General features: G+C 69.9%; 16 protein-coding genes. 3 read left to right on the top strand and 13 right to left on the bottom strand.

Features of this window, described 5'->3' with window-relative positions; genetic code table 11:
* Window positions 1-19: 19 nt before the first annotated feature.
* Window positions 20-739: a DsbA family oxidoreductase gene (locus IEZ21_RS28255; protein WP_189324700.1), complete on the bottom strand. Its 720-nt coding sequence runs from the start codon at window positions 737-739 to the stop codon at window positions 20-22.
* Window positions 740-836: 97 nt separating this feature from the next.
* On the opposite strand from IEZ21_RS28255, the gene IEZ21_RS28260 reads away from it, so the two are divergent.
* Window positions 837-1,265 (top strand): winged helix-turn-helix transcriptional regulator, encoded by a 429-nt coding sequence (locus tag IEZ21_RS28260; protein WP_213089364.1) that lies wholly within the window; start codon window positions 837-839, stop codon window positions 1,263-1,265.
* Window positions 1,266-1,390: 125 nt separating this feature from the next.
* On the opposite strand, the gene IEZ21_RS28265 is transcribed toward IEZ21_RS28260, so the two are convergent.
* Complete coding sequence (locus tag IEZ21_RS28265) at window positions 1,391-2,398, bottom strand: DUF8832 domain-containing protein (RefSeq protein WP_189324702.1); 1,008 nt, start codon at window positions 2,396-2,398, stop codon at window positions 1,391-1,393.
* 190 nt (window positions 2,399-2,588) lie between these two features.
* On the opposite strand from IEZ21_RS28265, the gene IEZ21_RS28270 reads away from it, so the two are divergent.
* Together IEZ21_RS28270 and IEZ21_RS28275 are read left to right on the top strand one after the other, a co-directional pair.
* Window positions 2,589-4,859 (top strand): heavy metal translocating P-type ATPase, encoded by a 2,271-nt coding sequence (locus tag IEZ21_RS28270; RefSeq protein ID WP_189324703.1) that lies wholly within the window; start codon window positions 2,589-2,591, stop codon window positions 4,857-4,859.
* 107 nt (window positions 4,860-4,966) lie between these two features.
* Window positions 4,967-5,185: a heavy-metal-associated domain-containing protein gene (locus IEZ21_RS28275; RefSeq protein WP_033325961.1), complete on the top strand. Its 219-nt coding sequence runs from the start codon at window positions 4,967-4,969 to the stop codon at window positions 5,183-5,185.
* A gap of 101 nt (window positions 5,186-5,286) precedes the next feature.
* Here IEZ21_RS28275 and fusA read toward each other — a convergent pair whose 3' ends face one another.
* From fusA to IEZ21_RS28330, 11 genes are all read right to left on the bottom strand, one after another.
* Entirely contained in the window at window positions 5,287-7,398 is a 2,112-nt protein-coding gene (gene fusA / locus IEZ21_RS28280; protein ID WP_189324704.1) for an elongation factor G, read from the bottom strand.
* Window positions 7,399-7,991: 593 nt separating this feature from the next.
* Window positions 7,992-8,405, bottom strand: coding sequence for a VOC family protein (locus IEZ21_RS28285; protein ID WP_189324705.1), 414 nt, complete (start codon window positions 8,403-8,405; stop codon window positions 7,992-7,994).
* 275 nt (window positions 8,406-8,680) lie between these two features.
* On the bottom strand, window positions 8,681-9,964 hold the full coding sequence (locus tag IEZ21_RS28290) for an NAD(P)/FAD-dependent oxidoreductase (protein ID WP_189324706.1): 1,284 nt from the start codon (window positions 9,962-9,964) through the stop codon (window positions 8,681-8,683).
* A gap of 48 nt (window positions 9,965-10,012) precedes the next feature.
* Window positions 10,013-10,678, bottom strand: coding sequence for a haloacid dehalogenase type II (locus tag IEZ21_RS28295; protein ID WP_189324707.1), 666 nt, complete (start codon window positions 10,676-10,678; stop codon window positions 10,013-10,015).
* A 45-nt stretch (window positions 10,679-10,723) separates the two neighbouring features.
* The gene (locus IEZ21_RS28300) at window positions 10,724-11,662 is read right to left on the bottom strand and encodes an aldo/keto reductase (RefSeq protein ID WP_189324708.1); all 939 of its coding nucleotides are present in this window, start codon (window positions 11,660-11,662) and stop codon (window positions 10,724-10,726) included.
* A complete protein-coding gene (locus IEZ21_RS28305) occupies window positions 11,659-13,116 on the bottom strand; it encodes an aldehyde dehydrogenase family protein (protein ID WP_189324709.1) in 1,458 nt (485 codons plus the stop codon). The genes IEZ21_RS28300 and IEZ21_RS28305 overlap by 4 nt, the downstream gene beginning before the upstream one ends.
* Entirely contained in the window at window positions 13,113-14,066 is a 954-nt protein-coding gene (locus IEZ21_RS28310) for a succinylglutamate desuccinylase/aspartoacylase family protein (protein WP_189324710.1), read from the bottom strand. The genes IEZ21_RS28305 and IEZ21_RS28310 overlap by 4 nt, the downstream gene beginning before the upstream one ends.
* Window positions 14,067-14,105: 39 nt before the next feature.
* Window positions 14,106-15,488, bottom strand: coding sequence for an aminotransferase class III-fold pyridoxal phosphate-dependent enzyme (locus IEZ21_RS28315; RefSeq protein ID WP_189324711.1), 1,383 nt, complete (start codon window positions 15,486-15,488; stop codon window positions 14,106-14,108).
* On the bottom strand, window positions 15,485-16,351 hold the full coding sequence (locus IEZ21_RS28320) for an ABC transporter permease (protein ID WP_189324712.1): 867 nt from the start codon (window positions 16,349-16,351) through the stop codon (window positions 15,485-15,487). The genes IEZ21_RS28315 and IEZ21_RS28320 overlap by 4 nt, the downstream gene beginning before the upstream one ends.
* Entirely contained in the window at window positions 16,348-17,244 is an 897-nt protein-coding gene (locus IEZ21_RS28325) for an ABC transporter permease (protein WP_189324713.1), read from the bottom strand. Before IEZ21_RS28325 ends, IEZ21_RS28320 begins: the two co-directional genes overlap by 4 nt.
* Before the next feature lie 3 nt (window positions 17,245-17,247).
* A partial coding sequence (locus tag IEZ21_RS28330) for a TOBE domain-containing protein (RefSeq protein WP_189324714.1) occupies window positions 17,248-17,457 on the bottom strand: 210 nt, incomplete at its 5' end.

Here is a 17,457-nt window from a genome sequence, read left to right on the forward strand (position 1 = left end):
TGTGGGTCAGGTGTGTAGATCAGGCGTGGGCGGCGTGGTCGGCGGGAACTGCGCAGCCGTCCGGGCCGCAGATCGCCGCGTCGTTGTCGGCATCGAGAACGGTCGGGTGGGTCTCGTCCCAGACCTGGCGCAGGATGCCGAGCAGGGTGTCGGTGTCCTGCGCTCCTGCAACGGCGTACCGGCCGTCGATGACGGTGAAGGGGGCACCGGTTGCCCCGAGCTGCTGCGCCTGGTGTGCGTCTTCCTGTACCTGACGGCGGTAGCGCCGGTCGGCGAGCACCTGGCGAGTCTGGTCGCGGTCCAGACCGATCTCGTCGGCCAGGCCGAGCAGGTCGTCGAGCGTGAAGATCGACTCGGCTTTGCCGAAGTAGGCGCGGAAGATCATGCTCCAGGCTTCGCCGTTCTTGCCTTCGGCGGAGGCGTGAGCCAGGAACTCGTGGGCCAGGTCGGTGTTCCCGACTCGGTTGTCCAGGACCCGGTAGGGGGCCAGGCCCTCGGAGGCGGCCATGCCTTCGACATCCGGTACGCCGGCCTGCCCGGGGATGACGCCGTACTTGGCCAGCACAAATTCGCGGACGCTGAGCGTGCGGTCCTCGGGGAGGCCACTGCCCAGAGGGAACGAGCGGTGGACCACCTCTACGTGGCCGCTGTGCTCGAATCGCTCCACGGCCCGATCCAACCGATGGCTGCCCAGACCGCACCAGGGGCAGGCGATCTCAGACCAGATCTCTACCTTCATACCCTGACCTCCAATTCCTACTATTCGTTCGTAACGCCATGATGAGCCAGTATGGAAGGCGATACAAAAGGCACATCGGTGTGCGCGACGGAGAGGAATGGGCGCTATGCAGGACAGTGCGGGTAACGGGACGGCGGCTTCGGTCGGGCCGTGCGCGAGCATCCCCGCCGATCACATGGACTTCATCCGCCAGGTGCTCGACCGGGTGGGCGACAAGTGGAGCATGTTGATCATCGCCGTCCTGGAGGGCGGCCCGGTGCGCTACACCGACTTGCAGCGCCAGATCCCGGGCATCTCCCAGCGCATGCTGACCCACACCCTTCGCCAGCTCACAGAGGACGGGTTGATCAGCCGTACCGCCTACGCCGAGGTGCCACCGCGCGTCGAGTACGCGCTCGCCCCGCTCAGCGGCGGCCTGAACGAGATCGTCAAGCAGCTGATCGGTTGGGCGGCCGACCACCATGACGAGATCCGCGCCAACCGTTCCCGTGCCGGCGCCACCGCCTCCTCTGCGTCCCGGTCCTGAGGGCGTTACGCTTCGCACTCGCAGAAATGAGCGAGTACTGATCGCTGCCGGGTGGCGGTGGCCGTCACCCACCTGGCGGTGACGCCGCGGGTCTTGGCGGAACTCGACTATCGCCGGGCCCGAGTTCAGTGCCCGTGGCCGCCGCCCGAACCGTGCTCGTCCGCGCCCGGCTCCGCCGTCGTCGGTTCCGCCGCCGCCGGCGCACCCCCCGCATGCACCGTGAACGCCGCCGTACGGACCTTGCCCTCGTGCTTGAAGTCGAGGAAGAGGCGGTACGCGCCCTTGCTGGGGGCCGTTGCCGTGAAGGACACCTCCGGGCCGGACTTCGTTTTCCCGTCGCCGGGCTCGCCGTTGGGGTGGACGTGGAGGTAGGCGAGGTCTCCTGAGCGGAGGGCGACCAGGTGGCCGTATGCGCCCAGGTAAGGCTGGAGGTTGCGCACGGGCTTGCCGTCCTTGGTGACGTTCAGCTTCAGTTCGCTGCCTGTGCCGGGGCGGAGCTCGCCGTTGAGGGTGACCTTGTAGTCGTCGACGATCGCGGTGGGGGCGGCCTTCGGCAGTTCGGCCGGCTTGTACGGGCCCGACACCGCGAGGTCGGAGCCGAGGGTCAGGCCCTCCGCGGCGCCCTTGGGTGTGAAGTCGGCGAAGACGCGGTAGCCGCCCGCCTTCGGCAGCTCGACCGGGATCGACCAGGTGCCGTCGGCGGCACGGGTGGGGTGGAGGTGGCGATAGACCGTGAGGTCGCGTGAGGCGACGATGAGGTGCAGTTCCTTCTCGTGTTCGCGCTGGTACGCGGTCACGTTCCGTCCGGTGCTGTCCTTGACGATGGCGAAGCTCAGCTCGGTGTCCGCGCCGACCTCGATGCGCGAGGTCTTCAGGTCGAGCGTGTAGCCGCCCTCGGAGGTCTGCAGCCCGCCGGGCAGTTCCGCCGCGTGCCCGCCGGCCTCCTCCGTGCCTGAGCCGCCTCCCCCGCCCTCGTCGTTCTTCGTGCTCGTCGCGTGGCTGTCGTGCTGCGCGGTCTCGGTGGTCTTGTCGTCGGACACCACGGGGTCGAGGACGTTACCCACCCCGTAGGCCGTGCCGAAGGTCGCGGCGAGCGCGGCGGTGAAGGTCGTGATCTTCAGTGCGGTGTGCATGGCCTGGTCCCTTCTCGAAGGTCTCAAGGGCCGCCGTTCGGGGGCGACCGACGCCTTCCAACATACCCCCAGGGGGTACACAGTCAAGTCGAATCACCCCTTGAATCGAATACGGATGGGGGGTATACATGGAGACGCAGAGCTTCATACCCCCCAGGGGTATAAATCCAACATGCTGCGAGGAGCGGACATGGCCACCACCACACCCGGCGCCGCCGAGGTCGAACTCGCCATCGGCGGCATGACCTGCGCCTCGTGCGCGGCCCGGATCGAGAAGAAGCTCAACCGCATGGACGGCGTCGAGGCCACCGTCAACTACGCGACCGAGAAGGCCAAGGTCACGTACCGCGGCGAGGACGTCTCCGTCCAGGACCTGATCTCCACGGTCGAGGCCACCGGCTACACCGCCCACGAGCCCGCGCCCGTACGCCCCGAGCCCACGGCCGGCGGCGAGGAGGGGCCCGACTCCGGTGCGTACGACGAACTGCGGCCGCTCCGCGAGCGCCTGATCACCGCCGTCACCCTCGCCGTGCCGGTCGTCGCGATGGCGATGATCCCGGCCCTGCAGTTCGAGTACTGGCAGTGGCTGTCCCTGACACTGGCGGCGCCCGTCGTCACGTATGCCGCCTGGCCCTTCCACCGCGCCGCCTGGACCAACGCCCGGCACGGTGCGGCCACCATGGACACGCTGATCTCGGTCGGTACGTCGGCCGCGTTCCTGTGGTCGGTGTGGGCCCTCTTCTTCGGAACGGCCGGCACGCCCGGTATGACGCACCCCTTCGAGCTGACCATCGCCCGCAGCGACGGCGCGGGGAACATCTACCTGGAAGCCGCCGCCGGAGTCACCGCCTTCATCCTCGCGGGCCGCTACTTCGAGGCCCGGTCCAAGCGGAAGGCGGGCGCGGCTCTCAAGGCGCTGCTGGAACTCGGTGCGAAGGAGGTGACGGTCCTGCGTGCCGACGGTCGCGAACTGACCGTCCCCACCGCCGAATTGAAGGTCGGCGACCGCTTCCTGGTGCGCCCCGGCGAGAAGATCGCCACCGACGGCGTCGTCGTCCAGGGCTCCTCCGCCGTGGACGCCTCCATGCTGACCGGCGAGTCCGTACCGGTCGAGGTCGCGACCGGCGACGGCGTCACCGGTGCCACGCTCAACGTCGGCGGACGGCTCGTCGTAGAGGCCACCCGTGTTGGCGCCGACACCCAACTCTCCCGTATGGCCAAGCTGGTGGAGGACGCGCAGAACGGCAAGGCCGCCGCCCAACGCCTCGCCGACCGGATCTCCGCGGTCTTCGTACCGGTCGTCATCGGCCTCGCCCTGGCCACCCTCGGCTTCTGGCTCGGCAACGGCTCCGGGCTGACCGCCGCCTTCACCGCCGCGGTCGCCGTCCTGATCATCGCCTGCCCGTGCGCCCTGGGTCTCGCGACGCCGACCGCGCTGATGGTCGGCACCGGGCGCGGCGCGCAGCTCGGCATCCTGATCAAGGGCCCCGAGGTGCTGGAGAACACGCGCAAGGTCGACACGATCGTCCTCGACAAGACCGGCACGGTGACCACCGGCCGGATGACCCTGCTGGCCGTGCACACCGCCGACGGCACCACCGAGGACGAAGTTCTGCTCCTGGCCGGTGCGTTGGAGCACTCCTCGGAGCACCCCATCGCGAAGGCGGTGGCCGCGGGCGCCGCGCAGAAGGTCGGCAAGCTGCCCACCCCGGAGGACTTCGCGAACGTCGCGGGCCTCGGCGTCCAGGGCATCGTCGAGGGGCACGCGGTTCTGGTCGGCCGGGAGAAGCTGCTCGCCGAGTGGGAGATCCGGCTGCCCGTGAACCTGGAGCGCGCCAAGGCGGAGGCTGAGGCGGCCGGTCGTACGGCGATCGCGGTCGCCTGGGACGGCGAGGCCCGTGCGGTTCTCGAGGTGGCCGACGCCGTCAAGGAGACCAGCCCCGAGGCGATCACGCGGCTGCGGGCGCTCGGTCTGACTCCGATCCTGCTGACCGGCGACAACGAGGCGGTCGCGCGGTCCGTCGCCGCCGAGGTCGGTATCGACGAGGTCATCGCCGAGGTACTCCCCCAGGACAAGGTGGGCGTGGTCAAGCGCCTTCAGGCGGAGGGCCGTTCGGTGGCGATGGTCGGCGACGGCGTCAACGACGCGGCCGCGCTGGCGCAGGCGGACCTGGGGCTGGCCATGGGTACGGGCACGGACGCGGCCATCGAGGCCGGCGACCTCACTCTCGTACGGGGCGACCTGCGGGCCGCGGCCGACGCGATCCGCCTCTCGCGCCGGACCCTCGGCACCATCAGGTCCAACCTGTTCTGGGCCTTCGCCTACAACGTCGCCGTCCTCCCCCTCGCGGCGGCCGGCCTCCTCAACCCGATGATCGCGGGAGCGGCGATGGCGTTCTCGTCGGTCTTCGTGGTGGGCAACAGCCTGCGCCTGCGGGGGTTTCAGGCGGCGGGCTCTTGACAGAGAAGATACCCCCTGGGGGTATGATGAGACACATCGAGCAGAGACACGAAGCGAAGAGACAAGCGAAGACAGGCGAAGAGACAAGAACCGACAGGAGCAGAGTCATGGTGCAGGACATTTACGAGGTCAAGGGCATGACGTGCGACCACTGCGTCAAGGCCGTCTCGTCCGAGGTCGGCGCGCTCGACGGCGTCACGGGCGTGGAGGTCGACCTGAAGACCGGCCGCGTGACGGTGTCCAGCGGCGAACGCCTGGCGTACGACGCGGTCGCCGAGGCCGTGGACGAGGCCGGCTACGACCTGATAGCCCGCCGCGAGCAGTAGGGCCTGTCGTCAGACGCCCACAGAACGGTCCCGCCCGTGTACGTCTCGTACGGGCGGGACCGTCTCTGTAGCCACCGTCTTCGCGGCCACCGCCCTTGGGGCTACCGGGCCGGGACCCCGTCGGACGCCGCGCTCGGTGCCGGGGCGTACCCGGCAGGCCGGGTGGTGAAGGTGCCCCGGCCCTGGGTGCGGCTGCGCAACCGCGTGGCATAGCCGAACAGTTCGGCCAGCGGCACGGTCGCCGTGATCACCACCGCGCCCGCCCGCGCGACCGAGCCCGAGACCCGGCCGCGCCGCGCCGCGAGGTCGCCGAGCACCCCGCCCATGGCGTCCTCGGGCACGGTGACCGTGACGTCGACCACCGGTTCCAGGAGCGCCATCTCGCCGACCCGCAGTGCGTCACGGAGTGCGAGTCGGCCGGCCGTCCGGAACGCCATCTCCGAAGAGTCCTTCGGATGGGTCGCCCCATCGGTCAGCACGACGCTCACCCCGGTCACCGGATGGCCGCCGAGCGGCCCTTCTGCCAGCGCGTCCCGGCAACCCGCCTCGACCGCTCGTACGTACTCCTTCGGCACCCGGCCCCCGACGACGGCCGACCGGAACGCGAAGCCGGTCGCGCTGTCGGCACCATCGGAACCGGCGGCACCAGAGGCGGCCTCCAGCGGCCCCACATCGAGGACGACATGGGCGAACTGACCGGCGCCTCCGTCCTGTTTGACATGCCGGTACACCAGCCCCGACACGCCACGGACGAGGGTCTCCCGGTACGCCACCCTCGGCCGGCCGACGCCGACGGCCAGCCCGTGGGCGCGCCGGATCTTCTCCACCGCCACCTCCAGATGCAGCTCACCCATCCCCGACAGCACGGTCTGGCCGGTCTCGGGGTCGGTCCTGACCACCAGCGAGGGATCCTCCTCGACCAGCCGCGTCAACGCGGACGCCAGGCGGTTGGTGTCGGTGCTCCTGCGCGCCTCGACCGCCACGGAGACGACCGGATCGGCGGCGGTCGGCGGTTCGAGAAGCAGGGGAGCCGAGGGTGCGCACAGGGTCGCCCCGGCGCGGGCGTACTTCAGCCCGACCACCGCGACGATGTCCCCGGCCACGGCCCGGTCCAGCTCCGCGTGGCGGTCGGCCTGGACCCGCAGAATCCGCCCGATGCGCTCGGTGCGGCGTGCGCCCGCGTCCCACACTGTCTCTCCCTTCTCGATCGTTCCCGAGTACAGACGTACGTACGTCAGCCGCCCCGTGGCGGTGGCGTTCACCTTGAACGCCAGTGCCGCGAACGGCGCCGCCGGGTCGGCGGCCCGTTCCTGCTCCGCGCCGTCCTGAGTGCCGCGTATCGCGGGCACGTCCAGCGGCGAGGGCAGGTACGCGACGACGGCCTCCAGCAGCGGCTCGATTCCGCGGTTGCGATAGGCCGAGCCGCACAGCACGACCACGCCGTCACCGGTACGGGTCAGATCGCGCAGCGCGGCAGTCAGCGTCCGCGCGGAGAGAGCAGACTGCGCGCAGAACTCCTCCAGTGCGGGCGCATGGAGTTCAGCCACCGCCTCCTCCAACTGCCGTCGGCGCCGGTGTGCTTCGTCCCGCAGGGCGTCCGGAACCGGACCTTCGTCGACCGCCTCGCTGCCGTCGGCCCAGACCAGCGACCTCATACGCACCAGATCCACCACCCCGGTGAAGCCGTCCTCCGTGCCGATCGGCAACTGGACGACCAGCGGGGCCGGATGCAACCGCTCCCGGATCGACTCGACCGCCGTGTCGAGGTCGGCACCGGCGCGGTCCAGCTTGTTGACGAAGGCGATCCGTGGCACACCGTGCCGGTCGGCCTGCCGCCACACCGACTCGCTCTGCGGCTCCACTCCCGCGACGGCGTCGAACACCGCGATCGCGCCGTCGAGCACGCGCAGCGAGCGTTCCACCTCGTCGGAGAAGTCGACATGGCCCGGAGTGTCGATCAGGTTGATCCGGTGGCCGTCCCAGGCGCAGCTGACCGCCGCGGCGAAGATGGTGATGCCACGATCGCGCTCCTGAGAGTCGAAGTCGGTGACGGTCGTGCCGTCATGGACCTCACCCCGCTTGTGGGTGGTCCCGGTGACGTACAGGATCCGCTCGGTGACGGTGGTCTTCCCGGCGTCGACGTGGGCGAGGATGCCCAGATTGCGAACGGCGGTGAGCGGACTGGTGAGTTGACGGTGCAGGTCGTTGCGCACGGCCCATGGCCTTTCGGGATGATCCAGAATGGGGCAGCGCGATTCCCGGACGGAACGGGTCTGTGGAGACTGGCCTGTCGAGACGGCAACGGGCAGGCAGGGACCAGGCGTTGAGGTGGTGTGCGAGCCGACTCGTCGAGTCGGGCGTTGCCGCGTCAGGTGTTGCCGGGTCAGGCGTTCGTCACGGTCATCCGGTACCGGCCGCGCAGCGGGCACCGGGCAGCCGAAGACACGAGGATCACCTCGTACAGCGACCGGGGAACGACGACAACGGTGCGGTACCGCACGGTCGGGCTCCCCTCACTCGTCTCACTGCTTACGAGACGCGCCGCCAAGTCGTGGCGGCGCACGTTGCGTGGCGAGTGTAGGAAACTCGCGACGGGTGGGGCACCAGGTTTTTTGCTACGGCAGATCGGCAGGCCAAGGCCGGTCGGGCCGGTCGGTTTCGTCCGGCCATACGCCCACGTGGTCCGGTTCCGCTGTCAGGCGGACCCGGCCGCGCAGGCCGTAGCGCCCGCTTCTGAGGGGACGGGCCCACGCGAGCCCGTCCCCTCAGCGGAACCGGAGGGATCCGGTTCCGTCCCGCTCTGCGCTCAGCTCTCCGCCTGACTGATGTTCACCATCCAGGGGATACCGAACCGGTCCGTACACATACCGAAGACGTCGCCCCACATCTGCTTCTCCAGCGGCACGGACACCGAGCCGTCGGCGGACAGCTTCTCCCAGTAGCCGCGCAGTTCGGCGTCGTCGTCGCCGGTCAGGGCCACCGAGAAGTTGTTGCCCGGCTGCGCCTCCTGCCCCGGAGCGCCGTCGGCGCCCATCAGGGTGTAGCCGCTCGGGGTCTCCAGCATGCCGTGCATGATCTTGTCGGCGTCCGGCGTGCCCTCCTGCCCGAACTCGCCGTAAGTGTTCATCGACAGCGTGCCGCCGAACACCTCCTTGTAGAACTCCAACGCCTGCCGAGCGTCACCGTTGAAGCTGAGATACGGATTGAGCTGCGAGGCCATGAATTCCTCCCTGATCGGGGAAATCGGTCAGATGCGCGCAGACTAACGCGAGCCACTGACACTGAGGTTTGTCCATGGCCTTCGGGATCTTCGGGGGCTGCGTAGGGTGCGTCGGGTCCGGCTCTTCCGGCACGGTTGGATCGTCGATCCCCTGCGCGAAGAATCGAGCGCGCGGGCCGGCCGGGCGCTGTCGGCGGGTTCCTCGTCACAGGAACGGCGGGGGCTTCCCGCGACCACTTCGCGGCAAGCCCCCGCAGTACCACCGCACCGTCGCCTCAGCTCAGTCGGTCCTTGGCCTTGTAGTAGGCGCCGCCGAACGGCAGGAACCAGGGGGTGCCGTTGTAGAAGGGAACGGGGACCTTCGGGAAGCCGAAGCCGCGCATCGGGTTGGCCTCCGGCTTGCCGTCCATCATCTCGGCGACCGCCCGGCCCATGTACGTGGCCATCTGCACGCCGTGGCCGCAGTAACCCATGGAGTAGTACAGGCCGTTGACGTCACCCGCGTGCGGGATGCGGTCCCAGGAGAAGCCGACCATGCCGCCCCAGACATAGTCGATCCGCGTCCCGGCCAGCTGCGGGAAGATCTCCGTCATCTCCCGCTTGAGGATGTCGCCGCTCTTGACGTCGGAGGCCGGGTTGGAGGGGGCGAAGCGGGCCCGGCCGCCGAAGGCGAGGCGGTTGTCCGGGGTGAGGCGGATGTAGTTGCCGACATTCTTCTGGGCGACCAGCAGGCGGCCGTTCGGGATGAGCTCCTTGGCGCGCGCCTCCCCCAGCGGCTCGGTGACGATGATGAAGCTGCCGACGTTGATCAGCCGCTTGCGGAACCACGGCATCGAATTGTCGGTGTAGGCGTCCGTCGCCGCCATCACCTGCTTGGCACGGATGGTGCCGCGCAGGGTCTCCACCGAGAAGCCGCCGCCGGGGAGGCGGGTGAGGCCGGTGGCGGCGTTGCGCTCGTGGATCTCGGCGCCGGCACGCTCGGCGGCGGCTGCCAGGCCGACGACGAACTTGCCCACGTGTATGGCTGCGCCGAGCGGGTCGAGCAGGGCGCCGTGGTAGTAGTCCGTGCCGAGCTCGGCGCGCAGCTCGCTCTTGCTCAGGACGACCGTCTCGTGGCCGAAGTTCTCGGCCAGGTCGCGCTGCTTGGCCTGCAGGCCCTCGAAGTGCTGGGGCTTGCAGATCGCGCCGAGGCGCCCGGCACGGTGGAAGTCGCAGTCGATCTTCTCCCTGACCGCAAGCTCCTCGACCATGTCCACAGCGTCGCGGAACGCGTCGTAGAGCTCGCGGGCACGCTCCTGCCCGTAGCGCTTGCGGGCCTGGGCCGGGCTGATGGTGATGCCGGGGTTGCAGTGGCTGCCGTTGCGCCCGGAGGCGCCCGAACCGACCTGGTCCTTCTCGACGAGGACGACCCGGGCACCCTTGCGGGCGGCGTGGTAGGCGGTGGACAGGCCGGTGAGGCCGCCGCCGATCACCACCACGTCCGCCTCGTCGGGCAGGTCCTTCCCGGAACGGTCGGGCAGGGCGGGAGCGGTGTCCATCCAGTAGGGGATCTGCTTCATGGCGTGCGTCCTCTGTCTTCTCGGTCTGTTTCGCCGGTGCGCCGTCGGTCAGCAGCCGAGCAGCGCGGGCAGGCCCGACAGGTCGGGCAGCTCGTCGTAGGGCTGGTAGTCGGAGCTGCCCAGGCGGCCGTAGCGGTTGATCCACACCCGGCGCTTCAGGCCGAGGTCGCGGGTCGGGATGTGGTCGTACTCCCAGCCCTGGGCGGTGTGGATGACCTGCGACGGCTCGACGCCCATGGTCTGGAAGGCGTACTCGAAGGTCTGGCGGTCCGGCTTGTAGGCGCCGGCCTGCTGGGCGGTGATGACGTAGTCGAACTCGACGCCGATGTTCTCCACGTTACGCGCGATCAGGTTGTCGTCGGTGTTGGAGATGATGGCGATCTCGTACTTGGTCTTCAGGGCGCGCAGCGCGTCCGGGACCTCCGGCCAGGGGCCGAAGGTGGGGACGGCCTCGACGAGGGCGTCGCCGTCGGAGGTGCGGTACTCCAGGCCGTGCAGGCGCATGGCGTTGCGCAGGCTGGAGTGCAGGATCTCGTGATAGGGGCGGTAGGCCTCCAGGACGGCCTGGAAGCGCATGACGCGGAAGTCGTCGAGGAACTCGTCGACGTCCAGGTTGTCCAGGTCCAGCCGGTCCTCCAGGACCTTCAGGGTCGTGGGGCCGAGCTCGAAGTTGATGAGGGTTGCATAGGCGTCGAAGGTGACGATCTCTCGCATGGTGTTCAGCCTCTATTTCGCGGGTTTCCAGAGGATGTGGGGGCTTCAGACGACGCGTTCGCCGGGGGTGACGATCGCGTCCAGTGCAGCCAGGTCGGCCGCGTCGGGGACCCAGTCGGCCGCAGCCGCGTTGGCGGCGACCTGTCCGGGGTTCATGGCGCCGCAGATCACGGAGCCGACCGCGGGAAGCGCGGCCAGTCCGCCCACGGCGACCTGGAGGAGGGTCAGGCCACGTTCGGCGCCGTACGCGGTGAGCGCCTCGACCTTGTCGAGGGCCGCGTCGGTGAGCCAGCCCTGCCGCCAGGACAGTCGGCTGCCGGGTGGGGGCTGCTCTCCGCGCCGGTACTTGCCGCTGAGCAGGCCGTTGGCCAGCGGGTAGTACGGCAGCAGGCCGACGCCATGGCGCAGGCAGGCCGGGATCAGGTCCCGCTCCACGCCGCGGTCGAGCAGGTGGTAGCGCGCCTGGGTGGAGACGAAGGCGTCGGTGAGGTCCTCGGCCGGGAGGTTGGAGCAGCCGATGTACCGGATCTTGCCCTCGTCGACCAGCTCTCGGAGCGCGGCCACCGTCTCCTCCAGCGGAGTGACGCCGTCCGGCTCGTGGTACTGGTACAGATCGATCCGGTCCGTGCCGAGTCGGCGCAGTGACGCCTCTACGGCGTACCGGAGGTAGGCACGTGACCCGCGCGGCCCGTACATGTCCGCGTCTCGGCCCATCTCCATACCGAACTTGGTGGCCAGCACGACCTCGTCGCGGTGCCCCTTGAGGGCGGCGCCGAGGAGCCGTTCGCCGTCACCGCGCCCGGTGCCGCTCTCCCCGAATCCGCCGTACATGTCGGCGGTGTCGAAGAGCGTGATCCCGGCGTCGAGGGCCGCGTGGACGACGGCCTTCGTTCCGTCCTCGTCGAGGCGGGAGCCGAAGTTGTTGCCGCCGACGCCGACCACGGAGACGGCCGGGCCGCGCTCGCCCAAGGTGCGGTACCTCATGACCGGCTGCCGAATCCGATGCAGACGTTCTTGGTCTGCAGGTAGCTGTCCAGGCCTGCCAGGCCCTTCTCCCGGCCCCAGCCGCTGTGCTTGTAGCCGCCGAAGGGGAGCTCGACGCCGGTGCCGACACCGGTGGCGTTGACGTAGACCTGACCGGCCCGGATGCCCTCGGCCAGCCGCATCGCCTTGTCGATGTCCCGGGTCCAGACGTAGGAGGCCAGGCCGTACGGGCTGTCGTTGGCGATGTCCAGGGCCTCGTCGGCGTCGTCGAACTCGATGACGGTGACGACGGGTCCGAAGATCTCCTCACGGGCGCACCGGGCGTCGTTGGTCAGGCCCGTGAGGACGGTCGGCTCGACGTAGTAGCCGTCGGCCAGGGCCGGGTCCGATGGGGCGCCGCCGACGCGGACCGTCGCGCCCTCCTGCCGGGCCACGTCCAGGTAGCCCAGCACCCGGTCGCGCTGCCGGGCGGCGACGAGCGGGCCGATGTCCGGGTCGGTGAGCCCGGGGCCGATGCGCAGGGAAGCGGCGTGCGAGACCAACTTTTCGAGGAACTCCTCGGCACCGCGCTGGAGCAGCAGCCGCGTACCGGCCGAACAGGTCTGCCCGGCGTTGCCGAAGGCCGAGGCGGCGACGGCACCGAGGGCCAGGTCGAAGTCGGCGTCGGCGAAGACGACGACCGGCGACTTGCCGCCCAGCTCGGTGACCGACGGCACCACGTTGGCGGCGGCCGCCTGGGCGACCTTGATGCCGGTGGGCACCGAGCCGGTGAAGGTGACCTGGTTGATGTCCGGGTGGCCGGCGAGGGCCGCGCCGGTCTCGCCGTCACCGGGGACGACGTTCAGGACGCCCGGCGGAAGGCCGCACTCCAGGGCGATCCGGGCGATCTCCAGCGGGGTGAGCGGCGCCTCCGGGGAGGGCTTGAGCACCACCGTGCAGCCCGCCGCCAGTGCCGGGGCGGAACCCCGCGCGGTGTTCTGCAGCGGGTAGTTGAAGGGGATGATCTGGCCGGAGACGCCGATCGGCTCGCGGACGGTGTAGTCGATGAGGCCGGGCCCGAGGGGGATCGTGGTGCCGCCGAGCTTGTCGGCGACGCCCGCGTAGAACTCGAAGTACCGGGCCGCGGCCTCGACATCGGCCTTCGCCTGGCGCAGTGGCTTGCCGACGTCCCAGCTCTCCAGACGCGCCAGTCGTTCGCCCTGGTGGCGGATGGCCTCCGCGATGCGGTAGAGGATCCGGCCCCGGTCTGCGGCGCGCATCCCGGCCCACTCGGGAGAGGTGAACGCCGCCCGTGCGGCAGCCACCGCCTGGTTTACGTCCGCTTCGCCGGCCAGCGCCACCTGGGCAATGGGCGTGCCGTTCGACGGGTCGAGGACGGTGAAGGAGCGGCCGTCGGCGGCGGGGACCTGCTTGCCGTCGATGAGCAGCTCGGTCAGCTGCAGTTCGCCGGTCATGGCCGGATCTCCCCGAGGACCTCGCCGAAGATGACGACTTCGTCGCCCGGGCGGACGGTGCGGATCCGGCGGACCCAGAGCACGATGCCGTCCTGCGGGGCGGTGACCTCTTCCAGCGTGTTGCCGTAGTGGTCGGTGATGGTGGCGATCAGGTCGCCCTCCTTGCAGTTCTCCCCCGGCTCGGCGCGAGCGACGAAGAAGCCGCCGGAGGCGGAGCGGGCGAAGGTTCCGGAGACGGTGGTGTAGGTGTCCCGCAGCTCCGCCTCGCCGTCGGTCATGCCGAGGCTGCGCAGGACGTTGCGGATCGAGTTCATGTGCGTCTCGACATTGGCCTCGCGGTAGGTGCCGCCGCCGACCTCGATGGTGATGGCGGGCTTGCCCGCCGCGAGAACGGGGTGGCGGACCGTGCCGCCCCACTTGCCGCCCTTCCAGACCAGCTCGTGACCGGCCGCCAGCGCCAGGTCGGTGGCCAGGTCCTCGTAGCCGCCCTGGAGGATGACCAGCGGGGTGATCTCGCCGTAGGCACCACCGGTGTGCAGGTCGACCACGGCATCGACGGCCGGGACGACCTTCTCGACGAACGTGGCGGCCAGGCGCTGGGAGTACGAGCCCTCCGCGTCGCCCGGGAAGATGCGGTTGAGGTTGAGGTGGTCGATGCCGCTGGCGCGGGCGGCCGCCTCGAAGGCCGGGGTGTTCAGGCAGGGGATGCCGACGACGGTGCCGCGCAGCGTGGCCGGGTCGAGTTCGGCGAGGACACGCCGGATGGCCTCCTGGCCGTCGTACTCGTCGCCGTGCACGCCCGCGTCCACACACAGGACCGGGCCGTCCTGAACCCCGTTGACGACGATCAGCGGAATACCGAGCTCCACGCCGTAACTGCTGGTGCCGACCGGGATCAGGCCCTGGGCGCGCTCGCCCGGGGCGACGGTCAGCGAATCGATGGAATACATGGGGTTCCTTCCCAAAACGTGAATACGTGAATACCTGGATCAGATGCGGGCGGACGCCTCGGCGAGAGTGACCGCGAGGATGTCGGCGATACGGTCCAGCAGGGCGCGGTCACTGATCAGCGGGGGCGCGATCTGGACCAGCGGCGCGGACCGGTTGTAGACGCGGGCCAGCAGGCCGGCCTCGCGCAGCCGGCGCGGGATCAGGTCGACGATCAGGCCGGCGCGGGCCAGGTCGCTGAAGCCGCCGTCGTCGAGGTCGCCGACGAGTTCGCAGGAGTAGAAGAACCCGGTGCCGCGGACGTCGCCGACGATCGGCAGGTCCGTGAGGGACGCCATGCGGTTCGCGAGGTGGTCCTGGAGGCCGTGGACGTTGTCCAGGATCCGGTCCCGCTCCATGATCTCCAGGTTGCGCAGGGCGATGGCCGCGCTCAGCGGGTGCCCGGCGAAGGTGTAGCCGTGGTTGAGGACCGCGCCGGGCCGGTTGATGACGTCAACTACGCGGTTGCTGACGAGAGTTGCTCCCATGGGGGCGTATCCGGCGGTGATGCCCTTGGCGACGGTGACGATGTCGGGGCGGGCGCCGTAGCGGTCGCCGCCGAACCACTCCCCCAGCCGGCCGAAGGCGGTGATGACCTCGTCGGCGACGAGCAGGAAGCCGTACCGGTCGGCCAGGGCCCGCAGGCCCGGCCAGTAACCCTGGGGCGGGGTGATGCAGCCGCCGCGGTTCTGCACCGGCTCGGCGATGAGCATGGCGATCGTCTCCGGGCCCTCGGCCAGGATCGCGGCCTCCAGCTCGGCGAGCAGCCGGGCGGTGAACGTCTCGTCGTCGATGTACTCGGGGGCGAGGCCGAAGCGGTTGGTGTTGGACACGAACCGGGTGTCGATCGCCGGCGGGCCGTACGGCTCCGTCAGGCCCGGGTCGTCGGTGAGCGACAGGGTGCCGATGGTCAGCCCGTGGTAGGCGCCGCGCCGGGCGATGGCCTTGGTGCGGCCCGGCTCGCCGCGCAGCGCGTGGTAGCGGCGGGCGATCTTCCAGGCGGTCTCGACGGCTTCGGCGCCGCCGCTCGAGAAGAAGGTGTGCTCGATGTCCACGGGGGCGATCCGGGACAGCCGTTCGGCGAGTTCGATCGCCGACGGGTGCGCGGAGCCGGTCCACAACGGGCTGTAGCACAGCTCGCGCAGTTGCCGTTCGGCGGCCTCGGCGAACTCGGGGCCGTAGGAGTAGCCGAGCTGGCAGCAGTACAGCCCTGACAGGCCGTCGATGTAGCGCCTGCCGTCCGCGTCGTCGACGTACGGGCCCTCCCCCCGCTGGACGACCAGGAGGTCCTCGCCCTCGGGGCCGAGCGAACCGTTGGCGGTCATGTGCAGCAGCAGGTGCCGCTGAGCGGTGGCGGCGGCCAACTGGGCGGTGGCGGTGGTCATACGGCCTCACCTCCGGGGTTGGCGACCCCTGCCGTGTTCTCGACCGAGAGCAGGGAGCCCTGCCGTCCGGAGCCGAGCCAGCGCACCAGGGCCACCAGGCCGAGGGCGAGGATCGCGAAGGCGATGAGGATGGCGCTGATCGCGGTGACGCTGGGGTCGATGTCGAAGGTGAGGGAGTTGTAGACCCGCACCGGCAGGGTGACGGTGTCGACCGAGGACAGGAACTGGGAGATGTAGAACTCGTCGAAGCTGGTGATGAAGGAGAAGATCGCCGCCGCGATCATTCCCGGTGCGGCGAGGGGGAAGGTGATCCGGCGGGCGATGGTCAGCCGGCCGGCGCCCATGCTGGCGGCGGCGTCCTCCAGCCGTTCGTCGATGCCGCGCAGGGTGGCGATCAGGATCAGCACCGCGATCGGCGAGGCCAGCACGGTGTGCCCCAGGGCGATGGCGAGCGGGCTGCCCAGCATCGCGGCGGGCTCGAACAGCAGGAACAGGCCCAGTGCGGTGACGATCTGCGGGATGAGCAGCGGTCCCAGCACCAGGGCGTAGACCGCCGAGCGCAGCGGGAGTTCGCTGCGGGTCAGCGCGGTCGCCGCGGTGACCCCGATGATCAGTGAGAAGACGGTGCTGATGGCGGCGATCAGGGCGCTCAGGGAGAGCGCGGCCGGCCATTTGCTGCCGTCGGCGAACAGCGCCTTGTACCAGTTCAGCGTCCAGGTGTCGGGCGGGAAGGAGGCGAAGGCGTTGTTGCTGAACGAGGTGACGAGGATGACCACGATCGGCAGCGCCAGGAACAGCAGGATCACGGTGGCCACCGCGGTCAGGGCGATCCGCCCGGCCAGGGTGCTGCGCAGCTCCATCATGAGGTGCTCCTCTTCTTGCGGCTGGCGCCCAGGGAGCTGACGAGCTTGACCAGCAGCAGTCCGGCGAAGGTGATCAGCAGCAGGATGACGCCCTGGGCGGCCGCCCCGTTCCACTGGTTCTCCTTCATCACCTGCTGGTTGATGAGGGTGGCGATCATCGTCTGGTTGGGTCCGCCCATCAGGGCCGGGGTGATGTAGTAGCCCAGCGACAGGATGAAGCTGAGCAGTCCGGCACTGGCCAGGCCGGGCGAGACCAGCGGCAGGTAGATGCGGCAGAAGATCGTCACGCGTCCCGCGCCCATGCTGGCCGCGGCCGCGAGCAGTCGGCGGTCCACGCCGCGCATCACCCCGTACAGCAGCAGCACCGTGTAGGGCAGCATCATGGAGGTGGTGCCGATGACCACGCCCAGCTCGTTGTACAGCAGCTGGAACGGCGCCCCGGGGATCCACAGGTTGGCCAGGGACTCGTTCACCAGGCCCTTGTCACCGAGCATGATGATCCAGCCGTAGGTGCGCACCAGGGCGCTGATGAAGTGCGGCACGACCACGACCAGCATGGCCACTCCGGCCCACAGGGGCTTGAGCCGGGAGATCGCGTTCGCCAGGACGAACCCGAAGACCAGGCTCAGCACGGCCGTCTCCGCCGAGATCCGCAGCGTGGTGAACAGCACCGAGAGGTTGACCCCGGTCAGCGCCTCGGCGTACCAGTGCAGCGTCAGTGCGCCATCGGTGCCCTTCACGCTGAGGAACAGCGTGCTGAAGATCGGGTAGACGAACAGCACCAGCAGATAGACGACGACCGGCAGCGCGTAGAGGATCCCGATGCGGGTCTTGCGCGAAGCCAGCAGCTTGCGCGGACGGGCGGGTGCGGTGGCGGTGAGGGTTGCGGCCATGGCTCACCCTCCCTGTTCGGTGGGGAAGAGGTTGACGTCCTCGGGGTCGGCGGTGATCCCGACCCGCTCGCCGGTGACCGGGCCGCGGCCGGCCGGTACCTCCAGGCGCAGCAGCGGCGCCTCCCCGCCGTCGATGCGCACACCCGCGCGCACCAGGGTGCCCACGTAGGTGGCGGTCTCGACCGTGCCGGTACAGAAACCGTCGTCGGTGGC

Origin of the sequence: Streptomyces flaveus, from assembly GCF_014647675.1 — a bacterium.
Taxonomy (GTDB): domain Bacteria; phylum Actinomycetota; class Actinomycetes; order Streptomycetales; family Streptomycetaceae; genus Streptomyces; species Streptomyces flaveus.

What these genes read in the sequence shown, in the direction of transcription:
- IEZ21_RS28265 (WP_189324702.1), bottom strand. Translation starts at nt 2,398, where the DNA reads ATGCACACCGCACTGAAGATCACGACCTTCACCGCCGCGCTCGCCGCG.
- IEZ21_RS28295 (WP_189324707.1), bottom strand. Translation starts at nt 10,678, where the DNA reads ATGCGAGAGATCGTCACCTTCGACGCCTATGCAACCCTCATCAACTTC.
- IEZ21_RS28270 (WP_189324703.1), top strand. Translation starts at nt 2,589, where the DNA reads ATGGCCACCACCACACCCGGCGCCGCCGAGGTCGAACTCGCCATCGGC.
- IEZ21_RS28285 (WP_189324705.1), bottom strand. Translation starts at nt 8,405, where the DNA reads ATGGCCTCGCAGCTCAATCCGTATCTCAGCTTCAACGGTGACGCTCGG.
- IEZ21_RS28310 (WP_189324710.1), bottom strand. Translation starts at nt 14,066, where the DNA reads ATGTATTCCATCGATTCGCTGACCGTCGCCCCGGGCGAGCGCGCCCAG.
- IEZ21_RS28290 (WP_189324706.1), bottom strand. Translation starts at nt 9,964, where the DNA reads ATGAAGCAGATCCCCTACTGGATGGACACCGCTCCCGCCCTGCCCGAC.
- IEZ21_RS28315 (WP_189324711.1), bottom strand. Translation starts at nt 15,488, where the DNA reads ATGACCACCGCCACCGCCCAGTTGGCCGCCGCCACCGCTCAGCGGCAC.
- IEZ21_RS28320 (WP_189324712.1), bottom strand. Translation starts at nt 16,351, where the DNA reads ATGATGGAGCTGCGCAGCACCCTGGCCGGGCGGATCGCCCTGACCGCG.
- IEZ21_RS28255 (WP_189324700.1), bottom strand. Translation starts at nt 739, where the DNA reads ATGAAGGTAGAGATCTGGTCTGAGATCGCCTGCCCCTGGTGCGGTCTG.
- IEZ21_RS28300 (WP_189324708.1), bottom strand. Translation starts at nt 11,662, where the DNA reads ATGAGGTACCGCACCTTGGGCGAGCGCGGCCCGGCCGTCTCCGTGGTC.
- IEZ21_RS28275 (WP_033325961.1), top strand. Translation starts at nt 4,967, where the DNA reads ATGGTGCAGGACATTTACGAGGTCAAGGGCATGACGTGCGACCACTGC.
- IEZ21_RS28260 (WP_213089364.1), top strand. Translation starts at nt 837, where the DNA reads ATGGGCGCTATGCAGGACAGTGCGGGTAACGGGACGGCGGCTTCGGTC.
- IEZ21_RS28305 (WP_189324709.1), bottom strand. Translation starts at nt 13,116, where the DNA reads ATGACCGGCGAACTGCAGCTGACCGAGCTGCTCATCGACGGCAAGCAG.
- IEZ21_RS28325 (WP_189324713.1), bottom strand. Translation starts at nt 17,244, where the DNA reads ATGGCCGCAACCCTCACCGCCACCGCACCCGCCCGTCCGCGCAAGCTG.